Here is a 22,100-nt window from a genome sequence, read left to right as displayed (position 1 = left end):
GCCCGGGTATCGATCCCGGTCGGCCCAGTAGCATGGCGGTGTGGAGACGCGGGAGTTGCGGTACTTCGTGGCGGTCGCCGAGGAACTGCACTTCGGCAAGGCCGCCCAGCGGCTCGGGATCGCGCAGCCCCCGCTGTCGCGGGCGATCGGCTTGCTCGAACGGCGCCTCGGCGCACCATTGCTGGAACGCACCAGCCGCACGGTCACCCTGACCGAAGCCGGCTCAGTGCTCCTGCGCGAGGCCCGGGCGGCACTGGACGCCGTCGAGGCCGCCGAGCGCCGCACCCGCCGCGCTGCCCTCGCCGCGACCGGCCGGCCCGGTGTGGTCCTCGCCACGAAGGCCGGTGCCTCCGGCGAACTGCTGGCGAAACTCCTCGACGCCTACGCCGCCGAACCCGACGCGGTCACCGTCGACCTGCTCCTGTGCGGGATCGGCGAACAGGAAGGCATGCTGCGCGACGGCCGGGCCGACGTGGCTCTGCTGCATCTGCCGTTCGACTCGACGGTCGGCTTCGACACGGAGCAACTCCGTACGGAGAAGCAGGTCGTGATCCTCCCGGCCGGACACCCCCTCACCAGCCGGGCCCAGGTGCGGCGGGCGGAGGTCGCCGAACTGTCCGACCTGCCGATGCCGCGCTGGCCCGGCCCGGACGGCAGATACCCGGACGGCCCCGGCCCCCAGGCCCGCGACCACGCACAGCTGCTCCAGCTGATCGCCCTCGGCCGTGCCTGCTGGATCGCGCCGGAGTCCTCCCGGGCCCAACTGAGCGACGGTCTCGCCGCCGTACCCGTGCAGGACGCGCCCTCGGTCACGACCGTGATCGCCTGGCCGCCCCACAGCCGGTCCCGAGCCGTCGCCGGACTCGTCCGGGCCGCGACAGGACTCTGACGACACGCCCCGTGCTCGGACCCCGCCGACGGGACCCGCGACGACGTCCACCGAGCCTCTCCACGCGCTCGGTCACACTGCCCGGTGCCGTCAGCCGCACGGGGCGGTGCCGGTGTGTCCAGGAGGCCGGGACCTCCTGGACACCACCTCCCCGTCGGCGTGCTGTCAGCGGACCGTCATGAGTCCGTGGCCGTGACGTCCGAGGCGTACACGAGGGAGACCCGGTGGTTGTACTGGATGGTGTACATCGCCTTGCCGCCGGTGACGACCGTGCCGCTGGACGGGAAGAAGTCGTCCGTGAGGGACGGCGCCACGGTGGCCACGTAGGCCTGGCCGGCCGGGACGGAGTACATGCTCAGCGCCGCCTGCGTCGAGGGCGACAGGCCCGCGGGGTACTCGGCGGCGTCCGGGTAGCTGGAGCCGTACACCGCCACCGGGGAACTGCCGGCCGCCGTGATCACCTTCACCCCGTGGGCCGGCGCGGTGTTGCAGCCGTGCGGGTTGTAGAACCACACCTTCGCGCCGCTGTACCAGATGGCGGTCCAGTCGCCGTCCTGATCGGCGACCACGAACTGCTGTCCCGCCGCCGCGGTGCTGCCCCAGTCGTTGATCCGGTCGGTGCCGGCCGCGCCGGGGTGAATCGCCTGGTCCCCGAAGAGGGGGGCGGTGTCGCTGGGCCCGGTGCGCAGGTAGACGAAGTTCGACGCCTGCTGCGTCTCGGTGCACGCGGTGGTGGCGCCGGTCGGGTCGTCGGAGGGGCAGATCTGGACGGTCTGCAGGTTGTCGGCGAAGCGGGGGGCGATCGTGACCACCGAGCCGACGGGACCGACGCCGTGCCGCCCGGTGTGCACTCCGAGCAGGCTCATGAGGTGGTTCCAGTCCCAGGACGGGCCCGGGTCCCAGTGCATGCCGGAGACGAGGGACGACTTCGGCCCGGCGACGTTGTCATGGCCGATGATGTGCTGCCGGTCCAGCGGTATGTCGAAGCGCGCGGCGAGGTACTTCACCAACTCGGCCGTGGCCTCGTACTGCGCCTCGGTGTACCAGGTGGCACCGTGCGCGGCGTAGCCCTCGTGCTCGATGCCGATCGAGTGCATGTTGGTGGAGTAGTTGCCCGCGTGGAAGGCGAGGTCCTTCGTCGGCACCATCTGCGTCACCGCGCCGTCGGAGGACCGCATGACGTAGTGCGCGGCGGCGCCGCCCGCCTGCTCGAAGGTGGTGATGGCGGCGTCGTACGAGCTCTCGGTGTCGTGGATGACGATGCTGTCGATCCGGATGCCGTTGGCGGGCCGGTTGGAGACCTGGCCGTTGGACGGCGACGCCGGCACGAAGGAGCAGGCGACGGTGGTCGGGCACTCGGTGGCGGTGTCCGCCGCGGACTTCAGGTCCAGGGAGGCCAACTGGCGGGTGGCCGGGGCGACATCGCTGTCAGCCGCCAGCTTCACGTGCTCGCCGTCGACCGTGGTGCGGTGGGCGCCCTTCTTCACGGTGGCGAAGACGCGGTCGGCGAAGGCCGCGGCGCCCTGCCGCTCGGTGGACTGGCTGTAACGGGCCACGGCGCCGTACCAGTTACCCGGGTCGGTGGCGATGGAGCCGTTCACGGCCTTCTGGTACGAGGCGAGCAGCGCCGCACCACCGCGGATGTTGGCCGTCGGGTCGGTACGCAGCTTCTGGGCCGACAGACCGGTCAGCTTCGCGGCGGCCTGAAGGGTGTGCAGGGCCGGAGCGGCGGACATTTGCTTCAGATCGTGGCGGCCCGCCGCGCCCGCGTCGCCGCCGGCCATCATCGCCGGGGTGACATCGGTGAGATGCATCGGACCGTAACCGCCGTCCGTGCTGTGCTGCCCGGCGTGGGTGTCCCAGGCGGACTCCTGGTACGCCACCGCAAGCAGCAGCTGACGCGGGACGTGGTACGCGTCGGCGGCGGCTGTGAAGTCCTGTTGCAGCGTGGTCGCCGCAACCGGTGTGCCACCGGCGGCCAGCGCCGGCACCGGCACGGCCGTACCGCCCGCGACGGCGAGCGCGGCGACGGCGGTCAGCAGGGCCGTGCGGCGGCCCTTCGACGCGTCTCCGCGTCTGGGATTGCTTGAGCTCATGAATGGGTCCTCGGACCTCGGAGGATTGAATGGCGGAATGGAGGATGCGTGCGACGGGACATCGGTTCATCGACCGGACCGGTATACGCACGGCTCCGCGACCTACGCGGGGCTTCGTCCGTCGGCGCCTGGAAGTGGATGATCCCTCTCAGCGTGAAGGCGCGTCAACTTCACGTCGTCGAACGGAACTTGAACGTACCCGTGAACCACGCACCAAGACAGGCACCGACAGGCGCATGACGCAGTCTCCGAGAAACACGGCGCAACCCTGCCCGAGGAGGCTCCGGAACCCTGCCCGGAGATCCGCCGGAAGAGACCGGCAACGCGTCCGACACCGGCACCCCCGCATCGCATGCCCGGGGCAGCCACCCGACCACCTGACGACCGGTGCCCCCTGCCACAGCGACAGCGAGCGAACAGAGCGACGGCTCGCCCTGGAAGGAGTGGAGACAGCCGGCCGCGTACACGACGCCGACCTCGTCGAGAAGACGCGAGACCCGCTGGAGAGTCCGGGCCATTTCAGCCGGCTTTTCCGTATCGAGGTCACCGGCTGCCGACGTCCGGGCACATCGCCTGTTCACCTCAGCCCGGGCGGTGTCGAAGTCGGCGCCGACCGGGATGTCCGCGAACACGGCAGGGATCGAGAAGTCGACACGGATCACGAACGGTTTCCTGCAGGGTCCGCCGGCCCTGCGCCCGGGGCGGAAGGGGGCGGAGGAGGGGGCGATCCCCACCGCCGGGACCGCTGCTGCTCGAAGCCGTCGACCAGGCGTCGGCTCCGTTCGTACCAGCTCTTCATCCACCTGGGCACGAGTACCGCAACGACAGCCATGGCGACGGCCCCCAGCAGCAGCGCGACACTGGCAGCGGGCACCTGACGGGCCACCCATGCCAGGAGAAGGGAGCCGATCCCGAACAGCGCCGCGATGACGACCAACCCGCGGGAGCCGTGCGACTCGTAGGCGGCCATGCCCTGCCGGGCGGAGGCTGCCTGCTCGGCGGTGACCGGTCGGACCGCGCCATTCGGTGTTGTGGCCGGGGGCCAGACCATGGGCAGCAGAGGGCCGCCGGAGCGCAGCCGGTTCAGCGTGTCCTGGGTTCGTCGGCGTACGTCTGGGGAGTCGTCGCGCAGGTAGACCAGGTGCCACTGCCCCTGCGTGACTATGTCCCTCGAGTGCAGCCGGTAACCCATCTCATAGGCGACGGCGGCGATCTTGTTGTTCTGCAGGACGTCGAGGCCCAGCAGAGTGATCTCTGCCGTGCCGCGGCCGTCGAAGTGGGCGAGGATTTCTTCGTCCTTCATGGGACGCCTTCATTTCTCCTGATGGGCGGCACGGTCCTTCTTGTTCCCAGCCTCCCAGGCGTTCTGGAACCCCACGAGAAGGGGTGCGCCGGGAAGGGCGAGTTCGGCACCCTGCTCCGGGGTCTTCGGAACGCAGTAGCTCAGTGCCGTCGGATCTCCCATGAAGGAGGTGATGGTGTCCACCAGTCCGAAGTTGGCAGGCGCGTCGGTCGACGCAACGCAGGATCTTCAGCCGGGCGTCGGTGCTCAGAGCGACCAGCTCACGGGCGGACCGGTTCGACGCGACACCTCGTACGGACATCAGCAGCGCGGCGTCGGCCAGCCATGCCAGATAGCGGCTGAGGGCGCCCAGCGGCGGGGCGGGCTCGGGCAGGGTCCGGCACAGCCGTAAGACGGAGTCGACGAGGGCGTGGGCGCAAGACGTCGCCTGGATCGGATCGGCCCCGCTGACCAGGGCGGCGCGGGCGAGCCGGTGCAGGACGTCGACATGGAGGGCGATCGCGTTCTCGGCCGCCTCCACCGCCACGTCGGCCTCGACCAGTTGGTCCACGAGGTTCCGGACGGCGGTCGGATCGTTGCTGGTCACGGCCTGACTGATGGCGCCGAGGTAGGCGTTGACGACCGGGCCATTCTCGAAGTCGTGGGCCGCCGAACCCATGTCCGGCCGGCCGACCGCCTCGGCGAGCGTGCGGCACAGCAGCCGGTTACGACCGCCGACGCTGGCCAGACCGAAGAGTCGTACGAACGAGAAGATCCCGAAGATGTTGGCCAGCAGGAACAGCAACGCGCCGTAGGTAGCGCTGACCCTGTTGTCACCCAGCAGGCCGCATGCCGTGAAGAGGGCGGCGGCCCAGCCGATGAGCACCCACTCCCGGAAGGCGATGTGGCCGTCTATCGCCCGCAGGGAGGGCCAGGAGCTGGCCGCGGAGAAGGTGAGCGCGAAGATCACGGCTTCGCCGGTCAGCAGCGTGGCGAAGAAGGCGATGCTGAACTGGGTGGCGGCCACGACGTCATCGGGACTGCGTGGATACAGGACTGCTACGACCGCGAGTACGACAGCACACACGCACAGCACGATCTGCCGACGCCTCTGCACCACAGCCCCGCTCATTCCCCCGCGCCTCAGCCGACGCGTGCAACTGTCGCATTCGGTGGGGGAGTTGCCAACAAGGCCGATGCGTGATGGCCGCGCTGGAGCCGTCAGCAGGTCACGCCACGACGTTGGCCACGAACCTGCTCCATGTCTCGGCCGAGATGCTCAGGCGAGGACCGGCGGGCCGCTTGGAATCGCGTATGCGCACTTCTGCCCCGCCAAACACCGCCTCAAGACACTCCGTTGTATTTCCTCCGCTGTATGACGACTTGAACCATCTGGGCTCTTCGGTCACTCCACCGGCGACGGGCATTCACAGCTCCTTGCGGACGCGTTCGATCATGGACGAGGAAGCCTCCATGTCCAACGCTTGGGCGCGAAGGTACTCGAACGCAAGTCTGTACCGGTCAAGTTCCTCGTCCTTCTCGAGGAAGAGTGAGCCGGTGTGGAAGTCGACGTACACCACGTCGAGAGCTGGCTCGGTCCCGCCGATGATGACGAAGCTGCCCAGGGCGGCGGCATGGGCTCCCTTGGAGAAGGGGAGCACTTGAAGCGTAATGTGCGGTGACTCGTTCGCTTCGAGTAGCCGGTCCAGTTGTTCTTTCATGATCTGCGGTGACCCGACAATCCGGCGGATCACGGACTCGTCGAGGATCGCCCAGAGTCGCAGCGGCTTGGCCCGGCCAAGGATGTCCTGCCGCTTCAGACGGATGTCGACGAGCCGCTCGATCTCGCTTGGTTCCAGGGGGACTTCGTTGGCCTTCTGGAGCGCAGTGCTGTACGCGCGGGTCTGTAGGAGGCCAGGGACGTAAACACAGGAGAAGTGGCTTTCACTCAGCGCTTCGTCCTCAAGCATGAGCAGCAGGTTCATGCTCTCCGGGATGGAGTCGGCAAAGGAGCTCCACCAGCCCTGCTGCTTGGCGTCCTTTGCTAGCCCGACAACGGCGCGCCGCTCGGCCTCGGTTGCGCCGTACTCGCGGCACAGCGCATCAACGACGATCCACCTGACCGGCCCTGACTGTGTCTCGTACCGGCTTACGGTGGCTTTGGAGACGCCGACGAGCCCTCCCGCTTCCTCGAGCGTCAGGCCTTTGCGTGCGCGCAACTTGCGCATCGTCGCGCCCAGTTGTCGGCGGCGGGTGGTGGTCCGCTCGGCCATACGACTCCTTCGTCCACGCCCGGGTATGGCCCGGTGATCGCCCTCAGGCTAGGCAGCGGAGAACTGGCTGACCACCAGATTCACTCGATGGATTCTCGTGAGAAGTTACATGGAGAGAATTCTCTGTGTCATCCTCGCTACGAATCGCTACGCGCTGAAGCCGTACGGACACGGCGGGCGCAACATGCGCGTGGCTGGGAAGGAGGAGCCGACATGTCTGGTTGCGAGGTCCCCGAGCCCCGACTCCGCTGTGTCCTGCCGTTCGAGGCCGCACCGGCGGAGGTGCGCTTGCTGCGGAGGGCGGCGGTGCAGCAATTGGGCCGGTGGGGTTTGCCGGCGGCTGCCGAGGAGGCCGGGTTGCTGGTGGCGGAGTTGGCGACAAACGTTCTCAAACACGTTGGCGAAGGCGCGTCGGCAACCCTGATCCTCGTATGGAGCGGCGAACGGCTACGGGTGGAGGTCCACGACAAGAGCCGTACGATCCCGGTCCTTAAGTCGGCGAAGTGCGAGGAGGAGTGCGGCCGGGGCCTGCATCTTCTCGCAACATTCGCGGTGGACTGGGGAACCGTCCTGACCGCAGCCGGCAAGTCGGTGTGGTGTGAGATCCCGCTCGGCGCGAGGAGAGGCTGCCGCCGTATCGAGCGAGCGGTCGGGGTGCTGGAGAGCTATCAGAACGGTCATGCGGGTCATCACGGAAAGACACGAGAGACGGCCCTGGAAGAGTCGGCGATCGCCCTGATCGCTGACCTGCTCCACTGGTCTGCCGCCTGCGGCCACGATCCGGAGGACGTACTGGACCGGGCTCAGATGCACTATGAGGCTGAAGCGGATGCGGCCTGAGTGGCGCCGGCAGCGTGGGCAACTGCGCTGGGCGGAGCCTCATGTGGCGCCGGCCGATCGTTTCAGGACTGCTCGCAGTATGGCGCCGGCGTCGTCGAATGCTCCTTCCTCATTCAACGCCACTGACACTGCCATCGCGTGTCTCAGGTTTTTCTGATCTCGCCCGTACACGTGGATCAGATCGTCAGCCAGGTGATCACGCTCCTCCTGCCTCAGCTCCAGCAGGACCAGCGCGGTCTCGACCGGGGTCAGCAATTCGGTCGTGCTCTGCCTGAGGAGGGTGAGCGCTGAGTCCGGCTTCCCGGCGCCATCCAGATCCTTGGCCTGTGTCGTCAGCTGCCGAGCCACAGCCACCTCTTTCTCACTCCGCTGCCGGTCCCGCTGCTGACGGGGGACCGGCAGCGGAGTTCTGGAAGCTTTGGCCATCGCCAGACGGGCTTGCAGGCCGGCTTCAACGGTTTCCATTTCCTGGACAGCGGCCCTCAGGGCCGCCACGTCGCCCCGGAGCGCCGCCAGCTCCGCTGCTCTCTCATCCTGTGCCTGTTGGCGGACCGCGCACGCAGGGCAGGGCGTGCTGAGCTGCTGCGTAAGCGAATCGATTCGCCCGCCCAGCTCCACGCAGAGTTTGCATCCCAGTTGCTCGCCTTCGGCGCTGGCGTGGAGGGCGAGCAGGTCGTCGAGGGCGATGCAGACATCCTGACCGCTGATGGCGGCATCTGCCGAAGCTTCCTTGTGTAGAAGCTCGACGAAATTCCGCGTGGGCACCCTGGGGCGGTTCAGGTACCTCGACAGTGAATCCGCTTTGCAGCCAAGACGTTTCGCTGCGTCTGCCTGAGTGAGATAGCTATCTGCCGGTTTATCCAGGTCTTGCGTTTTGAGCAGCCTGGCCAGGGCCCGCAGCGCCAGAGCGAGCTGTCGCTTCCGCGGAGGTACGTCCTCGAGGAACCCCTTCCCAGGGTCCAGCCAGCCACGTCCTGCTGGGCTGCTTCCGGCTGATGACATGCGATTTTCGCCTTCCTGGGGTACTCGTGCGCCGTAGGGCCAGCCGCCCCAAGGTCTGCCCGCGATCCGGTAATTGTGCCCTAGGTGCGCCGTTCCTGTGCACGTATTCCCTGCCTCTTCGGTACCGGCCGGACTTGCTCTCAACGAGCAAGTCCGGCCGGTAGGAATTGCTTTACCCGGGCAAGCTGGAAAGCCCTGGACTTTTGCCCGCTCCTTGGTGTCAGCTGGATGAGCCGCTGAGGAGCGGGGGATCGCGGAGTCCAGGTGAGTGCACCGTCAGGTGTACTTGCCGCACACTCCGAAACAAAAGGCGTGCCGTCGGCGCGAGTTCACGGAGGCATTGATGGTGGAAATCCCGTCCTACCAGGACAAGCAGTTCGGAAGCATGGTGAAGGCGGCGCTGTGGCTGGTCGCCGAGGTGGGGGAGGGGAACATCTTCACCAAGGCCCAGTTGCGTGAAGCCTTCCCGGAGGTCGCGCAGATCGATCGCAGGCTGCGGGACCTGCGTGATCACGGCTGGCGGATCGACACGAGCCGCGACGATCCCTCTCTGCTCCAGCAGGAGCAGCGGTTTGTGATCAGGGGCGCGGACGTCTGGGTCCCGGGCAAGTCGAAGGCGCCGAAGCACAAGGCCAGCATCACCGCCGCCCAGCGCGCGAAGGTTCTCCAGGACGACAACCACCTGTGCCGGTCGTGTGGCATCGGTGCCGGCGAGGCGTACGAGGACGGGGGCGGGATCGAGCTTGCCAAGCTCAATGTCTCTCGGCGTAAGGTGCTCCACTCGGACGGGAGCGTCGAGCACCAGCTCATCACCGAGTGCAAGCGGTGCGGGACCGGAGGTGGCGCCGACAGGGAGGTTGACCTCGGAGCGCTGCTGGAACTCGTTGAGTCTCTTGCGCCGTTGGAGCAGCGCCTCTTCGCCAAGTGGATCGACGCCGACCAGCGCTCGTTCAGCCCGCTTGAGAAGGTGTGGGGCATTTACCGGACGCTGCCCGAGGAGTCGCGTGTCGAGGTGGCGCAGGCCATCGACGACATGACCGGTTGATCCAGGACGACCGGCAAAAGCAACTGACATGACCGGCGACAGAAAGGGACAGGGAGAAGACATGGTGCGGGAGTTCCCGCCGCCGCCGCGCGCGGAGCAGTTCAGTGAGCTGATCAAGAAGAGGGTGGCGGAGGCGAAGGCCTCGGGAGGCACCCGGGAAACGGTCACGGTCGACTGGAACGGGCAGCAGATCCACGTCGATGTGATCGATCTCCCGCTGAACGACCTCTACCTCAACCCCGGTACGCACAGGATCCGCGCCCAGCGCAGTCACAAGCCGGATCAGGACCGGAACTTGGACAAGGATCCTTTCGGGGAGGCGGGGCAGGACTACCTCGGCAGCCTGCTCCAGGCCATGCCGTCTGACCCGGATCTGCGGGATCCTGCCTTCGACAAGTTGATGGAAGACCTCAGGGAGTTCGGCCAGAACGACCCCGGGTTGGTTACGCATCACGGCGTACTGGTGAACGGCAACACGCGTGCTGTCGCCTTGCGGAAGCTCGGCAAGCAGTCCATGCGGGTGGGCGTGCTTCCTCCGTCCTTCACTCAGGCCGACATCGACGCCGTGGAGCTGGCCCTTCAGCTCCGCCAGGACCAGCGGCGCGACTACTCGTACGTGAACCGGCTGATCGCCATGGAGGAACAGGCGGCGCTGGGTCGGACGCCCGAGCAGATCGCCAAGGAGTTCCGGATCCGGACGGCTACCTACCACCAGGAGCGGTGGATCCTCAGTGTGATCAAGGAGCTGAACGACCGCAGCGCGAGCGGCGGGGGCGTCGCGCTGCGGCTCGTGGACTGGGAGGGGGCCCAGGAGCGCCTCAAGGAACTTCAGCGGCTTTACGTGAAGCTGGAGAACCTGGACCGGGACCAGGCCGAAATCATGAAGGAGCGGCGTCTGGTCGCGATCCTGCTGAACTTCTCGAAGACGGACGTGCGCCACATCGACGAGGTGTTCCTGGAGGAGGGGTATCTGGAGAGGGAGCTGCCGCCGGCGCTGGCGGACACCGGCCCGGCCGCCGAGCCCGAATCGGTGTCCATCCCCGGGCTCGGGCTGGACGTACCGGCTGCCTCGTCGGCTGTGTCGGCGGCCCGTGCCCTGAACGACCGCATCCTCCGGGCAGCCGCCACCGTTCGCAATACCTCGGCGGGCCTGCCTGATAGCGAGAAGGCTTCGGCGCAGGCGCTCCTTGACCAGGCCACGGAGGCCTTCGACAAGGCGATCGACAGCCACGGTCGCGACGCCCGGGTCCGCAAGCGCAAGCAGCTTGCACCGGCCCGGCTCGCGGACGCGTGCGCCAACATTGATCAGTGCATCATCGAACTGGTTCAGGCCCGTACCTCGAACAGCCTGGACGAGGAAGCCTTCGACGAGGCCGTGGTCAAGCTTCAGGGCAGCCTGCGCAAGCTCGCCCAGCAGGCCGGACGCGGTATCCCGAACCCCGGTGACGGCGTCTCCTGGCTCCTTGCCGCTGCCACCGCGGAGGGCACCCGGTGACGGAAACTTCCCTGCATTTGGGGTTCGACGACTCGCGTACCCGTGTGGTCCTGCGGACCACCGACCAGTACCGGCAGGACCTCGTCCAGCTGGCTGCCCGGTTCCGCACCGGCGGCCAGCTGGGCCTGCTCTCCGCCTCGGTGGCGCTGGATGAGCTCCTTGCGAATCTGCCTGTTCTGAGCAGCTGGCCCGATCCCGCCGGCGTCGAGTGGGCTCCGGAGCTCAGGAAGCTCGTCGCCGGTGTGGTCAAGGACGCCAAGCTGGTCGAAGAGCGCCTCGCCGACTCCGGGGGACCCTCGGAAGTCGGCGCTGGCGATGTGCTGAACCTGCTCGGAGATACCTGGAAGGAAGACCTCAACACCTTTCAGCGCCGTGACATCGCGAAACTGCTTTCACTCGGGCACGGGGCGAATTTCAGCGTGCCCGGTGCTGGCAAGACCCGTGTGGCGCTCGCCGTGTACGCCGCCCAGCGGGCAGAGGGCGCGGCCAGCAGGCTGCTTGTCGTCTGCCCCAAGTCGGCCTATGAGTCCTGGCGTTACGAAACGGCCGTCTGCTTCAACTATCCGCTCCGCACCCATGTGCTCGACGGTTCGCTGGACGAGTGGGCTGAGGTCCTCATCGTCAACTATGAGCGTTTGGACCGTTCCCTGCCTCTGCTTGCGAACTGGCTGAAGTCCGCTCCTTCGATGATCATCCTTGATGAGGCCCATCGGATGAAGCTCGGCGCGCGCGGTACGTACGGCGCCGCGTGCATGGCGCTGGGACCGCTTGCGGAACGACGGCTGATCCTGACCGGTACACCGGCCCCGAACGGCTCCAAGGACCTGGAGAACCTCATGGGCTTCGTCTGGCCAGGGCACGGACAGCGCGCGGTCACCCGGGCGGTGGCCGGCGGGGACCTTGCCTACGCCAGCACCGTCCTGCGACCACTGTTTACCCGGACGACCAAGCAGGAGCTGGGCCTGCCGCCGATGTCCGTGCGGATGCGCTACGTCGACATGCCTGACCTGCATGCGGAGATCTACAGCTCGTTGGTGGGCGGTATGACCAACGGCACCGCGCGCGAGGATCTCAGCGCACTGGGCAAGACGGCGCTGCGTCTGTTGATGGCAGCGACGAGCCCAGCCTTGTTGCTGGAGGGCGCCACCAAGTACGAGCCGTTGGCCTATCAGTTGCCTCCGCTGGAGATTCCGGCGGGCAGCTCGCTGTATTCGCTGATGCAGAACCTTCCCGACTACGAGCTGTCCCCCAAGTACAAGGAAGCCCTGGCGATCGTCGCGGAGAACGCCGCGCAGGGCCGTAAGACGTTGGTCTGGACAACTTTTGTGCGCAGCTTGACCACCTTGGCGCAGATGCTGGACAAGTACAGCCCGGCGGTCGTGTACGGCGGTACGCCTGACCGGGAAGAGCAGCTGCGTCGCTTCCGGGAAGACCCCAGTTGCATGGTACTGATCTCTAACCCGGCGACGCTGGGAGAGGGCATCAGCCTGCACCATGTCTGTCACGATGCGGTTTATGTGGACCGAGACTTTATGGCCGGCCGCTACCTCCAGAGTCTTGACCGCATCCACCGCCTCGGGCTTGCCCCGGAGACGGAGACCAAGGTCACCGTGATCGCCGCGCGGGGGACGATCGACGAGGTGGTAGAGGTGCGCATGGACCAGAAACTTGAGTTCATGGGGAAGATCCTTGATGACCCCACGGTCCAGCAGTTGGCTGACTTGGAGGAGGAGCCCTCTGTGGCCGCCGGGCTCGCACCTGGTGACATTGAGGCGCTGCTGCGGCACATCCGTGGTGTCTAGCGAATCCGCTGCCGCTTGCGCGAGGGGATGGCGATGGGGAGCCCGCCCAGCGGGAAGAGCGGTGCGTAAAATCACAAGGTCGAAAGACGTTCGTTGATCTCTCCCCTGGCCCCTCTTACCGGTCAGGGGAGAGACAGTGGGACACTCGTGGGCGTCGAGTGTCCAAGAACCACGCGGGTACATAGGGTCTCTGGGACACTTGGGCATCAGTTTTGAGTCACTCCCGGAAGGATCACTATGAGCGCCAGCGGTCGCGAGCGTCCGCAGTTCACCCGGCCACTGACCTCACTTGAGATCTGTGCCGGCGCGGGCGGCCAAGCCGTTGGACTGCACAACGCGGGGTTCGATCACCTGGCACTTGTGGAGTGGGATCCGCATGCAGTGGAAACACTCCGGGTGAACGTTGGCGACTGGCCGGGGTGGAGCGAGGAACACACTGGCGCACTTAGGCCTATGGATGTGAAGGAATTCCTTACAACCGACGTGCGAGAGAACCTGCTGGTTGAAAAAGGGAAACTGGATCTCCTCGCCGGCGGTGTGCCGTGCCCGCCATTCTCGCTGGCTGGGAAGCGGCTAGGGAAAGATGATGAGCGCGATCTTTTTCCTGACGCTCTGAAGATTATTGAAGATTTCATGCCGCGAGCCGTAATGATTGAGAATGTCCGAGGGATCCTGGAGCCCCCGGAGGTTTTCATCGACTATCGCCGGGATATTCTCGGTGAACTCCGCGGGCTTGGGTATGTGGTTCCGGAAATCAAGAAGAGCTGGTCAGCTGCCGAGCAGGATCGCGCTATGCGAAAGGTTTGGCGGCGGATCGACGCAAGTAATTTTGGTGTCCCGCAGCTTCGTCCGCGGGCTATCTTGGTTGTTATCCATGAAGATGAGTTGGGCTCATCGGATTCTGAATTCATCTGGCCAGCCAAGGTCAAGGGTGAGCAGGCAACCGTAGTTGGCGAACTCGCGGCCAGTATGGAGGCCCGTTGCCGGAAGTACTGGACGAAGAACAAGGACGGGGAGCGGGCGAAGCCGGGAGAGCGTACTGGCAAGGACGTCTACGAGGACTGGCTGCGCAAGGCCTCCGGGGCAGCTGAGGTGGGCCGGGGGGTGGCTCCGACCCTGGTAGGAGGGTCGAAGAAGCATGGTGGCGCAGACCTCGGGCCAACCAGGGCGAAGCGGGCCTGGGGGGCTCTGGGTGTCGACGGGATGGGTGTTGCCAACGATCCCAGCGAATGCGATCCAGAGCGGGATCTTTTCCGTCCTGCGGGTCCGATGCTGACCGTTGAGCAGGCAGCACTCATCCAGGGTTTTCCGCAGGACTGGAAATTCCAAGGGCGGAAGACAGCTCGGTACCGTCAGGTTGGTAACGCGTTTCCGCCGCCGGTTGCTGAGGCGATCGGGCGGGCCATCGCCGCTGTACTCAGGTCCGAGCACAGTGGTGAACTTCTCGGCAAGTACGAGCTGGATACTGACGGCCCCGCCTTGGATGCACCGCAGACGGAGCAGCTTTTCCTTCCGGAATCAGACAGGCCGTGTCTTACTGCTGCTCCGCCGCCGGTTAACCGCAGTAGCAATCTTGTCGGCGCATGAATCCGATGGCTCGTGCTCCCAGAACCGGAGCACGAGCCACCCGGCGTTCACGAGCCGCAGATCAGTGTCACGATCACGTTCCATGTTGCGCAAAACTTTCTCTGACCAGTAGCCAGAGTTTGTCCTCGGCGGCACGTAATGCTCTGGGCAGCCGTGCCAGTAGCAGCCGTCGATAAATACAGCTACCTTTGTCGGCCGGAACACCAAATCTGCCGTCCGCCGAAGGTCTGGCAGGGGCCGGGCAGCCACCCGGTAGCGCAGCCCTTGAGCGTGCACGAGTCGTCGAATCAGCCACTCAGGCTTTGTGTCGCGACTGCGGATCGCCTGCATATTGCGACGCCGAGCCGCCGACGAAGCCCAGGAGCCTTCTGGCGCTTCCCACTGAGGATCATCGTGCACAGCACAGAGCCTAGACCCAAGTCAACCGCCGCAAGGCCGGAGGGCAGCGCTCCTGACTGGTCCGCTTTGCGGCGGCCTTGTGCCGATCTTGTGCTGACGTGCCGTGGAGAGTCGGCCTCAACACTCAGACACCTGACCGTGTTGTGACGGAGCAGTTGGGCCGCCCGCTTCGAGGTCAGTGTCGTGCCTCCGCGTCCCGCCTCAAGGGCGCTCCCGCTCCGCTGCGCTCCGCGTCCGCGTCGGCTGCGCCGATGGCCCTTCGGGCCACCCTTGACCCGGGCCGCTCCAGCGCGGGGTAGAAGCGAGCGGGCGGCCCGGGGAAAGTGGGCGGCTTGCCGGGGTGTGCCCGGGGGTGGGCTGCGCTCTTGGTCGGGGTTGAGGGCGCGCCGGGTCGTCCGGGCACGCCGGGTGGGTTCGGCGGCGGGGAGGTGGTGGGTGGTCTAAGAGCCGTGGCAGGCGTCGTACGGCTGGGTCTCCCCGCACCAGCACTCCGACGTCCGCTGCGGAGGCCAAGCCACCGCCCGCCCCCGGGCCGCCAGTGTCGTCGCGTACTGCGGGAGCAGGGTCGTGTCGCCCGGGGATGAGCCCTCCGAGGCCGCGAAGGCCTCGTACGACGGGACCGTTGCCGTCACGATGCCCAGGTTGGCTGTGCCGGAGGCGGAGAGTTCGCGGAGCGACGACTCTATGGTCGCGAGGTGTTCGGGGTGGGACGGGTACTCCGTGGACAGGTCCGGGTACGCCGACAGGAGTTCTGTCAGTTCCTGCGCCGGCCAGTGCAGGACCGCTACCGGGAACGGGCGGGACAGGGCCTCTCGGTAGGTGCCGAGCTCCGCTCGCAGGCGGGAGATCTCCGCTTCCAGTTCCGCAGGGTTGTCGGAACCGAGGGACCAGACGCGCTTCGGGTCGTGGAGTTCGTCCAGGGAGATCGAGGAGGAGTGGAGGGTGTCCGCGCGGGCGTCCCAGTCGTCGTGGGGGAGGCCCAGCATGCGGCGGACCCGGTGGCGGCCGATCAGCACCGGGTGCGTGGCGTAGGGGGGTTCGGGGACGTCCGTCAGGAGGAGGGTCGCCGCCTCCGTGAACGTGTCGTGCGCCGCCTCGAGTTCGTCGTGGGATTCCAGGGACTCCGCGATGATCACCCAGGGGGCCGGGTCGCGGGGGGCGGTGGTGCGGATGCCGTCGATGATCGCGCGCGCCTCGGCCTCGTGGTCGTACTCCCACAGGTTCGACGCTTTGAGGGCGCGGACCAGCGGCGCGTTCTCCAGCATGTCCGGCGTGGACAGCAGGCGGTCGTAGAACGCGGTCGCGGCGGGGCGGGCGTCGGACAGTTCCAGGTGGGCCGCGGCCTGGAGGAGGAGGGCTTCGGCGTCCTCGGGGTACAGGTCGGCGGTCCGCTCCAGGCGTGCCGCTTCTGCGGTGTGGTCGACGTTCTCGGCAGGCGTGTCGGGGCGCATGGACGACACCGTACTGCCCATCGGTGACAAAGGAGAGAAGGGGACGGGGGGTAGTGGGGGGTAGAGAGGCGGGGTGGGGGTGGCGGGCGCGGTGGCTCAGTCGGCCTCCGTGACCGCGTCCCTGATGAGGCGGTCGGCGGCCGCGTCCGTGCGGGCGGCGTCGTGGGTGACCAAGCGGTCCTGGCACAGCCCGCGCAGGCCCGAGACGAGCAGGGTGGCCGCTGCCCGCGCCTGCTGCGGCGGATGACCCAGCCGCACGTAGGCGGCGGTGATGGGGCTGATCATGATCTCGACGGTGTCGGCGGCGAGGTCGCCGTACTCCTCGGGGTCGGTGGTGGCCAGGCTGAGCAGCTGCAGGAGCATGCGGATCGGTCCGGACTGCTCGCCGGTGGTCATCGCCTGCCACAGGGCCTGGGCGGCCTCGCGCAGTCCAGCGCTGTCGTGGACGCCGTCGAACATCGCGTGGGCGTCGGGACGGCTGGCGGCCAGGGCCTGGGCCAGCAGGTTCTCTCGGCTGCCGAAGTAGTACAGAAGCATGCGCTTGGTGGTGCCGATCGACTCGGCGAGGGGGCTCAGCGACATCTGCGCGAGGCCATGGTGCTGGAGCTGGTGCACCACCTGCTTCAGCAACTCGGCGCGCTTTTCGGCATTGGCGGGACGAGGCACACCTTTGACTGTACCGATCGGTACGTGTACTGTCCAGCGGCGATAGATGTGCCGATCGGTACGTTAATCGAGCGGTTGGCCGAGTGCCGGTCGTGGAAGGAGTGCCGTGAAGCTTGTCGCATCACGCGTGGCGGAGTCGGACGAGGGGGTCGACGCCGTGATCTCGCCGCCCGCCCGGGAAGCGCAGTCGGCTCGCCGAGGCGCCCGCGGGGTGGCGCGAGAGGTGACTCAAGGGGTGGCTCGGTGAAGAAACACCGCATCGAGCGGCCGCAACGCACCGCCGTTCCCTTGGCCAGGACGCTGCTGGAAGCTCTGGCCGCCCCGCTCTTGCTCTTCCTCGGCCTGCTGGCCTGCTTCCCCACTGCCTTCCATGAGCCCCTGCCGAACAACGCGAAGGTCGTGGTCGCCGGCTCCGCGCTGGAAACCAAGATCGACGCCGCTCTGCAGGCGCAGCATCCCGGCTGGTTCGACGTGTCCGCCAGGGTGGACGCCCAGGGGGCGCGCCAGGCGGTACTGGACCGGGACGCCGTGGCGGGCTACGCGGCCCAGGGGAAGCATCACGCCGTGCTGTACGTGGCCAAGGCCAACGGAGCGTCGCTGGAGCTGGCGTTGCAGAAGGGTTTCACCGCGCTCGCGGCGCACCAGCACCAGAAACTCACGGTCACGGACGTGGCACCCACCGTGCCCAAGGACGAGAACGGCACGACCCTGGTCTACCTCGGAGTCGCCTGGAACGTCCCCAGCTACATCATGGCCACGACCCTGCTGCGCGTGGTGCCCTTCAACCGTCGCAAGAAACTGCTGACGGCCGTGGGAACCGCCGCCGTCCTCAGCGCCGTGGGCTACTTCGTCGGCACACAGCTGGACTACTTCCCCCACGACCTCTCGGCCCTCGGGATCGCCTTCCTGCTCACCACGGCGGTGGCCACGTTCTCCCTCGGCATGGCGCCCTTCGTGAAGCAGGCCCTTCCCCTGGTGGGGCTGGGTCTGTACATCGTGCTGAGCGTTCCCACCAGCGGTGTCGTCCCGGTCTCGATGCTGCCGACGTTCTTCCAGGACCTGCACACCGTCATGCCGCTGGGCAACGCGGTCGACGCGCTGAGGGGGGCTCTGTACTTCGACGACACGGGGGTACTCAAGCCGGTTCTCGTGCTGTGCGCGTGGATCGCGGCGGGTGCAGCCCTGCTGGGCCTCGACGCGTGGCGGCAACACCGTAGGACCGTATGGCTGGAGGCGGAGGGCGAGGAGGAGTACGTTCCCGAGCCGCCGGTGGAGGACTCGGCCGTGGAGGCGCCCGTTCCCACCGCCCTTCCGGTCCATGCGCACCACTTCGGCGAGCAGTTGCCGATGCTGGAAGGCATCGTCTGCGACGACGAGCAGCAGCCCATCCGCCATGTCGCGGTGACCGTCATGGACACCGGCGGCCGGCAGTTGGTGCGGACCGCGACGAACGCGCGGGGCGAGTACGCCGTGACCGGCCTGCCCGAGGGATATGTCAGCGTGGTGGTCTCCCACCCCGGACGCAGCCCGCTGGTTCACCAGAAGCTGCTGCAGACCGGTGCGGCCGTCCGCAGCGACTTCATCCTGCACGACCGGCACAACGGAGCCCCGGCTCAACCGGCACTTCAGCGGAACTGACCCAGGGCTCGCGGGCGGCCGTCGCCGTCGCCCACGCGCCACGAAGGGGAGGGGGAACGGCAGGCGCCGCACCCCCTCCCCTTCGCCGTGTTCTCCTAGATCGTCACCCCGTCGATCTGCAGGGTCTGTACCGCCTTCGCCGGGACCGACACCGCCACCGTCTTTCCCGAGACGTACGTGTCCGAGTACGCCTTGTACGCGTCGCCGCCCGTCGTCACCGTGTTCCAGCGCGGGACCAGGCCGCCCGTGCCGCCGGTCACCGTGGTGAAGCCGGAGAGGTTGAAGGTGAAGGTCTGGGCGGAGGTGGCGGTGTTGAGGGCGACTATCACCAGGCGCTTCGCCGAGCTGTCGTAGGCCGCCACCGCGTTGCTCACGCCCGTGTCCAGGATCTTCATCCCGGGGCGGATGTGACGGCTGAACTGCGCCATGACGTAGTACTTGGTGGTGACGGCGCCCGCCGCCAACGTGTTCGCGTCGTACGCGATCATCGCCCAGTTCGAGGACGGGTCCATGACCTGCCAGTAGACCCACGCGGTCGGGTGCAGCCAGCGGAAGTCGTAGAGGAGGTTGAAGGCGAGGGTGTAGCCGGTGCCGTCGTTGTCGCCGGTCTCGGAGTTCCAGAGGGCCTTGCCGGCCGTGGTGACGACGTCCGTGTAGAGGAGGTCGCGGCGGCCGCCCGAGCCCTGGTAGCCGTGGACGTTCACGCGGTCCACGTAGCCCTTGGTGGTTGAGGAGAAGGAGCTCCAGGTGGTGCGGGCCAGGTCGTAGCTCGTCTCGTCCGACGCCGAGATCTTCGTGCTCGTCAGGCCTCGGGTGTTCAACTCGCTGCGGAGGTAGGGGAGTACGGCTGCCTGGACCGTCGAGTCGATGTGGCAGCCCTCCTGCGTGCCGGTCGCCGTCCACCAGGAGGACGAGGGCTCGTTGAAGGCCTCGACCGTCGCGAAGTTCACGCCCCAGTTGTTCTTGGCGTAGAGGGCGACGGCGGCCAGGTGGGAGGCGTGCTGGCGGTAGTTCCAGGACTGGAGATTGTTGCCGCCGTCGGAGGCGCCGGACGGGTTGTGGTTGTAACACATCCACCACATGGGGGAGTTGGCGAAGAGTTCGGCCGTCGCGCCGCGGTTCACCGCTTTCACGAGCATCGCTCGTTGGGTCGCGTCCGCGGTCCAGTCCCAGGCCGAGGAGGTGGGGTCCTCGTTGTTCCAGTCCTGCCAGTAGCCCTCGATCTGCTTGAACGCGGGGATGTTCGCGGAGGCGACCATCGACTCGCCGTTCACGCTGTTCCAGCTGCATCCGCCCAGGTTGTAGCGGGCGATGTTCAGGCCGAGGCCGGGGAGCGAAGTGCTGTTGTACGTCGTCGACTTGGTGGTGAAGAAGATGTCGGCGAAGTCGTCGCGGGTGCCGAAGACGTTGCCCCACCAGGCCAGCGAGGTGCCCCAGCCCTCCCAGGTGCCGTACGACGTCGACGGGCTGACGGCGATGGTCGCGTCGGCGCGGGCCGTACCGGTGGCCAGGGCGCTGCCCAGGAGGCCGCCGCCCGCGGCGGCCAGGAGTGTTCTGCGTCGGATCATGGCTGTTTCTCAACCTCTCCGTTGCGGCTCAAGCACCGGTTCCCGGACCGGCGTTGACTCGTCCCCCCGCATGCCATGACGAAGCATCGGGTGTGGCGTGTGAGGTTGTCGAGGGTTGCGACAGCGGTTTCTAAAACCAGTGTAGGAAGTGATCGTTGTGAGGGGGGAGCGGTGTGGGGTCTCGCGGCTGATGTCGTGATCTCGCGGGCCGTGTCGTGCCGATGTCGTATACGGCACCACCGTGGGACCAGCGTGTGGGTGCTGCTGCTCAGCGCCTCGTCTCGTACCTGGTCAGGACTACGCCGCCGGGAAACGTCCGTGTCTCCACCAGGTTCAGGTTCACCCAGTTGTCCAGCGCGGTGAAGAACGGCGTGCCGCCGCCCACCAGGACCGGCGCGGTGGCCAGCATGTACTCGTCGATCAGCCCGGCCCGCATGGCCGCCCCGGCGAGCGTTGCGCCGCCGATGTCCATCGGGCCGCCGTCCTCGGCCTTGAGCCGGGTGATCTCGGCGACCGCGTCGCCGGTGACCAGGCGGGTGTTCCAGTCGACCTTGTCGATCGTCGAGGAGAACACCACCTTCGACATGTCCCGCCAGCGGCGCGCGAACTCGATCTCCGCCGTGGTGGCGCCCGGCTGCTGGTCGCCGGTCGGCCAGTAGGAGCTCATCGTCTGCCACAGCTTGCGCCCGTACAGCGACAGGTCGGTCGCCTGCAACTGGTCGGACCAGAACTGGAACAGCTCGTCGCTCGGCGGTCCGCCCCAGCCGATGTCGTCGCCGGGCGCGGCGATGTAGCCGTCCAGGGTCAGGTTCATGCCGTAGATCAGTTTCCGCATGGCGCCAGCCTTCCGTGAGTCGGTCTCACGCGTACAGACCGGCGCGGCGCGGGAATCTCATCGGAGACAACAGGAAACCAGCAGGCCACAGAAGATCGGCATGTCATCGGAGGCGAGCCCCTGCGAGCGGGAACCCTTACGGCTCTGGTGACTTGGCGGCGTTCGCCTTATCGTGCGGCACCGGCTGGGCCTCGATACCGGCCGGGGTCGGCGGGAGGTGCGTGCGCGGTGCGAGTCGTGGGGCACGGCGACCGGCGGTGGCGGGCCCGGCGCCGGCGGGTCCTGTGGAGCGGGGGCGAACTCCTCGTCACCGTGGGCGTGGTGCTCATGCTCCTCGTCGTGCACCAGCTGTGGTGGACCAACCGGGAGGCGAAGCAGGGGGCCGCGCGGAAGGTGGAGGCGCTGGAGCGGGAGTGGGGGGACTCGGGCGGGTCCGGGGACCTGGGCGGCGAAGCGAAGGGCGACTCCGGTACGACCGGCTCCTCGTCGCCGTCCGCCCGTTCCGGCGCCGGCCGGCGGCAGTCGTCGTACACCACCCGGGTCGTCGCCTCCCAGGCCTACGCGATCCTCGTCGTTCCCCGGCTCGGGCTCCGCGTCCCGATCGCGGAGGGCGTCAGCAAGCCGAACGTGCTCAATCACGGGTACGTGGGGCACTACCCCGGCACCCAACAGCCGGGCCAGGCGGGGAATTTCGCGCTCGCCGGGCACCGGAACACGCACGGGGAGCCGTTCCGGTATCTCCCTCGGCTGCGGCGCAAGGACACCGTCGAGGTCGAGACCAAGGCGGCGACCTACACGTACACCGTGGACCAGATCCTGCCGCAGACCTCGTCCCGTGACTCGGGGGTGATCCGGGCCCTACCGCGGTCGATCGTGAAGCCCTCGTACGGGTACGAGGAGCCCGGCTACTACATCACCCTCACCACCTGCACGCCCGAGTTCACCTCGCGGTACCGGATGGCGGTGTGGGGGAAGTTGGTGTCGACGCGGCCGCGGGTGTAGCCCGCTCGTGGTCTTTGCCGTCTCTTGGTCACGCCCATACCTTCTGCATAACCGCTCTCCATAGTGTCTTGGGTTGGCATGTGCACAGAGTGAAGTACGGGGGTGGGCGGCATGTCGGACCTGAAGAAGGAAGCCGCGTCCATGCACAAGGCGGCCTCGGGGCTGCGGGGCGTGGGGCATCACACGGCGAAGCCGTTGCAGCAGTTCGAGGCGCAGTCCCATGACCTGGG

Annotated in this window: 20 protein-coding genes; 8 read left to right on the top strand and 12 right to left on the bottom strand. The window is 67.4% G+C overall.

Annotation, left to right across the window (positions count from 1 at the left end):
- Window positions 1-40 precede the first annotated feature (40 nt).
- Window positions 41-889 (top strand): LysR family transcriptional regulator, encoded by an 849-nt coding sequence (locus ABZ642_RS29095; RefSeq protein ID WP_360489405.1) that lies wholly within the window; start codon window positions 41-43, stop codon window positions 887-889.
- Window positions 890-1,065: 176 nt separating this feature from the next.
- Here ABZ642_RS29095 and ABZ642_RS29090 read toward each other — a convergent pair whose 3' ends face one another.
- The 6 genes from ABZ642_RS29090 to ABZ642_RS29065 form a co-directional block, all read right to left on the bottom strand.
- Window positions 1,066-2,985, bottom strand: coding sequence for an N-acetylmuramoyl-L-alanine amidase (locus tag ABZ642_RS29090; protein ID WP_360489404.1), 1,920 nt, complete (start codon window positions 2,983-2,985; stop codon window positions 1,066-1,068).
- Window positions 2,986-3,155: 170 nt separating this feature from the next.
- Window positions 3,156-3,647, bottom strand: coding sequence for a hypothetical protein (locus tag ABZ642_RS29085; protein ID WP_360489403.1), 492 nt, complete (start codon window positions 3,645-3,647; stop codon window positions 3,156-3,158).
- Window positions 3,644-4,288: a hypothetical protein gene (locus tag ABZ642_RS29080; RefSeq protein ID WP_360489402.1), complete on the bottom strand. Its 645-nt coding sequence runs from the start codon at window positions 4,286-4,288 to the stop codon at window positions 3,644-3,646. Before ABZ642_RS29080 ends, ABZ642_RS29085 begins: the two co-directional genes overlap by 4 nt.
- On the bottom strand, window positions 4,179-5,294 hold the full coding sequence (locus ABZ642_RS29075; protein WP_360489401.1) for a hypothetical protein: 1,116 nt from the start codon (window positions 5,292-5,294) through the stop codon (window positions 4,179-4,181). The genes ABZ642_RS29080 and ABZ642_RS29075 overlap by 110 nt, the downstream gene beginning before the upstream one ends.
- 202 nt (window positions 5,295-5,496) lie before the next feature.
- Window positions 5,497-5,694, bottom strand: a complete 198-nt coding sequence (locus ABZ642_RS29070) for a DUF397 domain-containing protein (protein WP_360489400.1) — start codon at window positions 5,692-5,694, stop codon at window positions 5,497-5,499.
- Window positions 5,695-6,540, bottom strand: coding sequence for a helix-turn-helix transcriptional regulator (locus ABZ642_RS29065; RefSeq protein ID WP_360489399.1), 846 nt, complete (start codon window positions 6,538-6,540; stop codon window positions 5,695-5,697). It lies immediately after the preceding gene.
- A gap of 213 nt (window positions 6,541-6,753) precedes the next feature.
- Here ABZ642_RS29065 and ABZ642_RS29060 point away from each other — a divergent pair, with 213 nt between their 5' ends.
- A complete protein-coding gene (locus ABZ642_RS29060) occupies window positions 6,754-7,380 on the top strand; it encodes an ATP-binding protein (RefSeq protein WP_360489398.1) in 627 nt (208 codons plus the stop codon).
- Between the two features lie 39 nt (window positions 7,381-7,419).
- Here the strand turns inward: ABZ642_RS29060 and ABZ642_RS29055 are convergent, their stop codons facing one another.
- Window positions 7,420-8,382, bottom strand: coding sequence for a hypothetical protein (locus ABZ642_RS29055; RefSeq protein WP_360489397.1), 963 nt, complete (start codon window positions 8,380-8,382; stop codon window positions 7,420-7,422).
- 343 nt (window positions 8,383-8,725) lie between these two features.
- Between ABZ642_RS29055 and ABZ642_RS29050 the strand changes: the two genes are divergently transcribed.
- From ABZ642_RS29050 to dcm, 4 genes are all read left to right on the top strand, one after another.
- Window positions 8,726-9,427, top strand: a complete 702-nt coding sequence (locus tag ABZ642_RS29050; RefSeq protein WP_360489396.1) for a hypothetical protein — start codon at window positions 8,726-8,728, stop codon at window positions 9,425-9,427.
- Window positions 9,428-9,455: 28 nt separating this feature from the next.
- Window positions 9,456-10,922: a hypothetical protein gene (locus tag ABZ642_RS29045; protein WP_360489395.1), complete on the top strand. Its 1,467-nt coding sequence runs from the start codon at window positions 9,456-9,458 to the stop codon at window positions 10,920-10,922.
- Window positions 10,919-12,724 (top strand): DEAD/DEAH box helicase, encoded by a 1,806-nt coding sequence (locus ABZ642_RS29040; protein ID WP_360489394.1) that lies wholly within the window; start codon window positions 10,919-10,921, stop codon window positions 12,722-12,724. The genes ABZ642_RS29045 and ABZ642_RS29040 overlap by 4 nt, the downstream gene beginning before the upstream one ends.
- Window positions 12,725-12,961: 237 nt before the next feature.
- Window positions 12,962-14,311: a DNA (cytosine-5-)-methyltransferase gene (gene dcm / locus ABZ642_RS29035; protein WP_360489393.1), complete on the top strand. Its 1,350-nt coding sequence runs from the start codon at window positions 12,962-12,964 to the stop codon at window positions 14,309-14,311.
- On the opposite strand, the gene ABZ642_RS29030 is transcribed toward dcm, so the two are convergent.
- The 3 genes from ABZ642_RS29030 to ABZ642_RS29020 all read right to left on the bottom strand — a co-directional run bounded on the left by ABZ642_RS29030 (window position 14,243) and on the right by ABZ642_RS29020 (window position 16,827).
- Entirely contained in the window at window positions 14,243-14,710 is a 468-nt protein-coding gene (locus ABZ642_RS29030) for a very short patch repair endonuclease (RefSeq protein ID WP_360489392.1), read from the bottom strand. The genes dcm and ABZ642_RS29030 overlap by 69 nt on opposite strands.
- Before the next feature lie 440 nt (window positions 14,711-15,150).
- Window positions 15,151-16,161, bottom strand: a complete 1,011-nt coding sequence (locus ABZ642_RS29025; RefSeq protein ID WP_360489391.1) for a hypothetical protein — start codon at window positions 16,159-16,161, stop codon at window positions 15,151-15,153.
- A gap of 96 nt (window positions 16,162-16,257) precedes the next feature.
- Complete coding sequence (locus tag ABZ642_RS29020; protein WP_360489390.1) at window positions 16,258-16,827, bottom strand: TetR family transcriptional regulator; 570 nt, start codon at window positions 16,825-16,827, stop codon at window positions 16,258-16,260.
- 243 nt (window positions 16,828-17,070) lie between these two features.
- On the opposite strand from ABZ642_RS29020, the gene ABZ642_RS29015 reads away from it, so the two are divergent.
- A complete protein-coding gene (locus ABZ642_RS29015; RefSeq protein ID WP_360489389.1) occupies window positions 17,071-18,465 on the top strand; it encodes a carboxypeptidase regulatory-like domain-containing protein in 1,395 nt (464 codons plus the stop codon).
- A 95-nt stretch (window positions 18,466-18,560) separates the two neighbouring features.
- Here ABZ642_RS29015 and ABZ642_RS29010 read toward each other — a convergent pair whose 3' ends face one another.
- Together ABZ642_RS29010 and ABZ642_RS29005 are read right to left on the bottom strand one after the other, a co-directional pair.
- Window positions 18,561-20,033, bottom strand: coding sequence for a beta-1,6-galactanase (locus tag ABZ642_RS29010; RefSeq protein ID WP_360489388.1), 1,473 nt, complete (start codon window positions 20,031-20,033; stop codon window positions 18,561-18,563).
- 268 nt (window positions 20,034-20,301) lie between these two features.
- The gene (locus ABZ642_RS29005; RefSeq protein ID WP_360489387.1) at window positions 20,302-20,868 is read right to left on the bottom strand and encodes a dihydrofolate reductase family protein; all 567 of its coding nucleotides are present in this window, start codon (window positions 20,866-20,868) and stop codon (window positions 20,302-20,304) included.
- Window positions 20,869-21,096: 228 nt separating this feature from the next.
- On the opposite strand from ABZ642_RS29005, the gene ABZ642_RS29000 reads away from it, so the two are divergent.
- Window positions 21,097-21,870, top strand: coding sequence for a class E sortase (locus ABZ642_RS29000; RefSeq protein ID WP_360489386.1), 774 nt, complete (start codon window positions 21,097-21,099; stop codon window positions 21,868-21,870).
- Window positions 21,871-22,100 lie beyond the last annotated feature (230 nt).

The organism is Streptomyces sp. NPDC007157, from assembly GCF_040634235.1.
Classification (GTDB): domain Bacteria; phylum Actinomycetota; class Actinomycetes; order Streptomycetales; family Streptomycetaceae; genus Streptomyces.
Note: the sequence above shows the minus strand (reverse complement) of the source record. Positions and strands in the feature narration are given on the sequence as shown.